Genomic DNA, 4,763 nt, shown 5'->3' with positions numbered 1-4,763 from the left:
CGTGTTTTGTATGATCTTGTCCGAAGGAATAGAGAGTGTCTTGACAAGGTTTATCTTGGCTGCATCTATAAGAACAATCTTATTTATATAGTTGTTTTAATGTCTGTAGAACAGCTTGTAGGTGAGGGCCTATATAGCTGATTATTATGTTTGCAATCGTGACTAAAGGGGGGCGTTTTCATTTTTAATTTTTCAGGAGGATATCATGTTGACCCGCCGTCAAACTTTGTTGTTTTCAGCTGCTGCTGCAGGTCTTTCTATGCTTCCGCGTAGAGGTGAGGCGGCTGTAACGTCGGCTCGTGCTGCGGGCTTTTGGTACCCTGAGGAAACTGAACCGCATGAACGCACTTTCATGCAATGGCCGGTGAACCCTGCTGTGTATGACGACCCTGATTTTCTTTATGATATCCAGAAAACCATTGCTAAGATTGCCAATACTATTGTGAAATTCGAACCGGTTGTGATGTTAGCTGCATCACAACACCATCGTGCGATACGCAAGCTTGTGTCAGGTAATGTGGAATTATGGGACATTCCGACTGACGATTTATGGTGTCGCGATTCCGGATCGTCATTTGTTATCGATGGCAAAGGTGGTCTGGCTATAACGCAGTTCAACTTCAATGGCTGGGGTAATAAGCAGACGCACAAAGCCGATGGACAAATTGCTGGGCGTATAGCCGAACGGATGGGGTTGAAAGTTTTTGATGCAGGGCTAACGGGTGAGGCAGGTGGGGTTGAAACGGATGGTCATGGGACGCTGATAGCACATGAAAGTAGTTTCATTAATTCTAACCGCAACCGGGGTAATAAAGCCAGTGTCGAACAGATGTTGCTGGACACGATGGGTGCGCGCAAGGTGATCTGGGCTCCCGGGATTAGCGGGGCAGATATAACTGATTATCATATTGATGCTCTTGCCCGTTTTATTAAGCCTGGACAGTTGCTGATCCAGATGGGCGAAAAGATCGATGCTGATGACCCGTGGTCGATTGCTGCATTCGAAACGCATGACATATTAGCTGCGGCTACAGATGCCGAGGGGCGCAAGCTGGACATGGTTATCTTGCCTGAGCCTTATGATATCCGAGTCAGTAGTGCTGATTTTGTGTCTTCCTATGTCAATTACTACGTATGTAACGGCGCGGTGATCGCTGCCGAATTTGGTGACCGTTAGGCTGACGAACGCGCTGCGGCTACTTTAGGCAAGCTGTATCCGGACCGGGAGATCATTATGTTAAATATTGACCCGGTAGGCGAAGTTGGTGGTGGTATACATTGTGCTACTCATGAGCAACCGAAGGTGTGACGATGTGGAGCTGGTTACGAAATAATACTGAGCCTATGGCCGCGCTTGGCGGGATTGCGACTGCTTTTGCAGCGCTTTCCGCGTGAGTTATTATTCCTTATCAAGTTAACCAAGCTGATCTGATACAGCGCGATCAGACTGCGCGCGAAATCTATCGTGAGTTTCTGAATCTGACTGTGCAAAAACCGGAATTGGCAAAGGCTGATTATTGCACAATAAAAGGGTCTGTGCAGGGCACTGCGTATGGAGCCTATGTTGAGTATTTGCTTTATACGGCGGAGCAAATGATTGATACCTCACCTGATTGGCGAGCGCCGATGGCGGATTATCTAAGTGATCACATGGAATATCTATGTGACCCTAACGGTCTTGGCACCCGTGACGGTGTGGCTGATTTGTTGAGCCAAGTCGGGCTTGTCTGCAAAGCAGAAAATATTTGTTAAATGGTACTACCGTTGACGGACAGGGGAAGGTGCATTTGTGATCTGCCCATAGATGATGCTCAAGATTGAAACGTGTCAAATCTGCTCATGAGTGATGTCTGAAAAATATGGAGTGCAGCTAGGGTATCGAATAAGGCGACAATTCTATCAGGGCAATGTGCCGAAGCTGCGTTTTTTCATTTTATAATGCGGCCATGCGTGCGATTATGTTTCGTGAGTAATTACTGAAGTATTGAAATTATTTATATGCTTTCTTAAACTGTATGGGAGCATATTGCGTGAGCAAGCCCATAAAAAGTAAGTTACAGAGTTCTTATGCATGATGCCCCTTCGCACGTTTTTTTAGTGAGTGACATGCATGATCATGATGAAATTGTGCGGCTGGAAGCAGAGCTAAGAGCCGCAAAAGAGCTTATAAACCAACAGGATATACTGCTTGCTCACAGTAGAAAGATTTTTGATCGCTCTTCATTAGCAGCAAAAATCGGTGTGTGGGAGTGTAGCCTGCCTGGTAATGAATTGGCATGGACGGATGTAATATATGATATATTCGAACTGCCTCGTGGTGCGCCATTAGACCGGGATACTACCTTGCAATGCTATTCAAAAGCCTCAGCTGAAGAATTGATCTTGCGGCGTAATTTAGCGATTGAGCAACGTAGCGGTTTCACAATTGATGCTGAGATTGTTTCTTTTAAGGGAAACAAAAAGTGGATTCGCATTACGGCAACTGTAGAATCTGAAGACAATATTCCAGTCCGTATTTTTGGAATGAAGCAGGATATCACTGAGCAAAAAATACTGTTGGATCGAACCAAATATTTAGCGGAATTCGATCTGATGACTGGTCTGGCCAATAGGTTTCAGTTCCAGTCCATGCTGTCATTTCTATGCGAAGCTTATAGTGAGAAAAATCTGTTCGGGGCATTGCTTCTGATAGATCTGGACGGCTTTAAAATGGTCAATGATACATTGGGGCATTCTGCCGGTGATGAGGCGCTGAAGGAAATTGCCGGTCGCTTGCGGCACGTATGCCGTGAGGCTGATATGGTTGCGCGTATCGGTGGTGATGAATTCGCTGTGTTGGTTGCGCGGCAGTTTAATAGCAATTCAATTGAAAGACTTGCGCAAGAAATCATTCATACCGTTCGCCACCCCATTGCTGTCTGTGGTCCATCGCTCACTCTGGGCGCTTCCGTCGGAGTCGCGATTATGGGCTCTTGTAGTGCATCGGATATTTTTAATATGGCTGACAGGGCGCTTTATGCAGCGAAGGCTGCTGGCAGAAATACGTATCAGATGCATGAACCAAGTTAATATGTGTCCATGTAATTGCCTTGGATTTTTTTGAAATACTTCTGAGAGTTTTTTAGCTTGTTATATTGGACCTAAAGTCAACTATTTAGCTAGAGCCTCTCTCGAGACTTTTCGGCTGTGACGGATAATATCCTTCGCTTATACAAAACGCAGTATTCTTCGTTTTGTAATCACTTTAATATTTTGTTATATCAAATGGCGGAGAGGGTGTCCGCTATTTATTCAATCTCAAAAAATCTCATAACGTCTAAATTAATTAACTAATGCATTGTTATTACAGTTATTTCAATGTAATTGTAGTCTTATGTTGTCTCGGGTAGTCTCGTTTAATCTTACTCATTGTGATGGGCTGACTGATGGGCTGATGTGTGAATTTTGGCTTCAGGATTATCAATGATTAGTGATGCAAAAGCTCGTAAGTTAAGTCCGACGGATAAGCCATTGTCTGATGGTGGAGTTAAAGGGCTGTACCTTTTCTCAGGATCAATAGTTGGTGCGGGTAAATGGATATTCCGCTTTACTTCACCTGAGACACGCAAGCGTCGTGACATGGGGCTTGGGCGCTATCCGGAGGTATCTGTTAAACTTGCTCGAGAACAAGCATGGGCTACTCGTCAGATGGTTGAAACCGGTATGGATCCGCTTGAGGAGCGTGCTCGTCAAAAAGAGCAGCGGCGTGTTCTACAGGAAATGCCAACTTTTGAGCATGCTGCTCGTACAGTTCATGCTGGCGCTGCGTCCGGCTTTCGTAATCAGAAACATATTGACCAGTGGATCAATACATTGGTCGAATATGTCTTTCCGAAAATTGGAAAGAGAAAAGTTGATGAAATCACTGTTGCTGATTTTGCTAGCTGCTTAAAACCGATATGGCTTGAGAAGCCGGAAACTGCATCGCGAGTTAAACAACGTTGCGACAAGGTCATGAAATGGTGTGTGGCTAACGGCTACATTATGGCGAGCCCGGTGGGAGTTGTTGATCAATTACTGCCAAAGCAACCAGGTAATCGTCAACGTGTTGAACATCATCCCGCGGTTCCTTGGCATCTATTGCCTGAGGTGTATTCAGCTGAAATTGCATCCGGTCATATCAGTGATACAAAATTAATGCTGGAAATCCTTATTCTGACAGCTTGCCGTTCTGGTGAGGTTCGAATGATGGAATGGAATGAAGTAGATTTCAATAAGGCGATTTGGACAATTCCCGCATCACGAATGAAGGCTAATTCTGCACATCGCGTGCCACTTACGTCTCGTGTCTTTGAAATATTGCAGTATAAGCAGCAAATTAAGATAGATAATAATCCGTTGGTGTTTCATTCGCGCAAAGGTACACCCTATAGCGACATGACGATGACAAAATTTCTTCGCGACCAGCGCGTTGAAAGTGATACGGCTGGACGGATTGCAACTGCCCATGGTTTTCGCTCAAGCTTCCGCGACTGGGCGTCAGAGAATGGCTATCCGCGTGATGTTGCAGAGCGCGCGCTTGCTCATGTGATTAAAAGCTCTACAGAAGCAGCTTATCATCGGACAGATTTGTTGGATAAACGGCGTTTGATGATGCAAACCTGGCAAAATTTTATTATGAATATATAAATATTGTTGATGTGGTCTATATGTTTTGACATAAAGTTTGAAATGTTAAGATCGGTGGTTAATGTATTGATTGTTTCTATGATCTGTCTCTTGTG

The 4,763-nt window shown here is 44.7% G+C and carries 3 protein-coding genes and 1 pseudogene; all 4 read left to right on the top strand.

All coding sequences use genetic code 11. The annotated features are described in order from the left end of the window. The first annotated feature begins 205 nt into the window (after positions 1 to 205). The 4 genes and pseudogenes from P8H26_RS17960 (at position 206) to P8H26_RS17945 (ending at position 4,668) form a co-directional block, all read left to right on the top strand. Positions 206 to 1,309 (top strand): annotated as a pseudogene (locus P8H26_RS17960) (agmatine/peptidylarginine deiminase). Positions 1,310 to 1,485: 176 nt separating this feature from the next. Then, complete coding sequence (locus P8H26_RS17955; RefSeq protein WP_289634455.1) at positions 1,486 to 1,752, top strand: hypothetical protein; 267 nt, start codon at positions 1,486 to 1,488, stop codon at positions 1,750 to 1,752. Positions 1,753 to 2,067: 315 nt separating this feature from the next. Continuing rightward, positions 2,068 to 3,069 carry a GGDEF domain-containing protein gene (locus P8H26_RS17950; RefSeq protein WP_289634454.1) on the top strand — a complete coding sequence of 334 codons (1,002 nt, stop codon included), beginning with the start codon at positions 2,068 to 2,070 and terminating at the stop codon, positions 3,067 to 3,069. Positions 3,070 to 3,462: 393 nt separating this feature from the next. Further along, entirely contained in the window at positions 3,463 to 4,668 is a 1,206-nt protein-coding gene (locus tag P8H26_RS17945) for a site-specific integrase (RefSeq protein ID WP_289634453.1), read from the top strand. The last annotated feature ends 95 nt before the right edge of the window (positions 4,669 to 4,763 follow it).

It is taken from the genome of Pseudochrobactrum sp. sp1633, from assembly GCF_030376605.1.
Taxonomy (GTDB): Bacteria; Pseudomonadota; Alphaproteobacteria; order Rhizobiales; family Rhizobiaceae; genus Pseudochrobactrum.
This window is presented reverse-complemented; position numbering and strand designations above follow the sequence as displayed.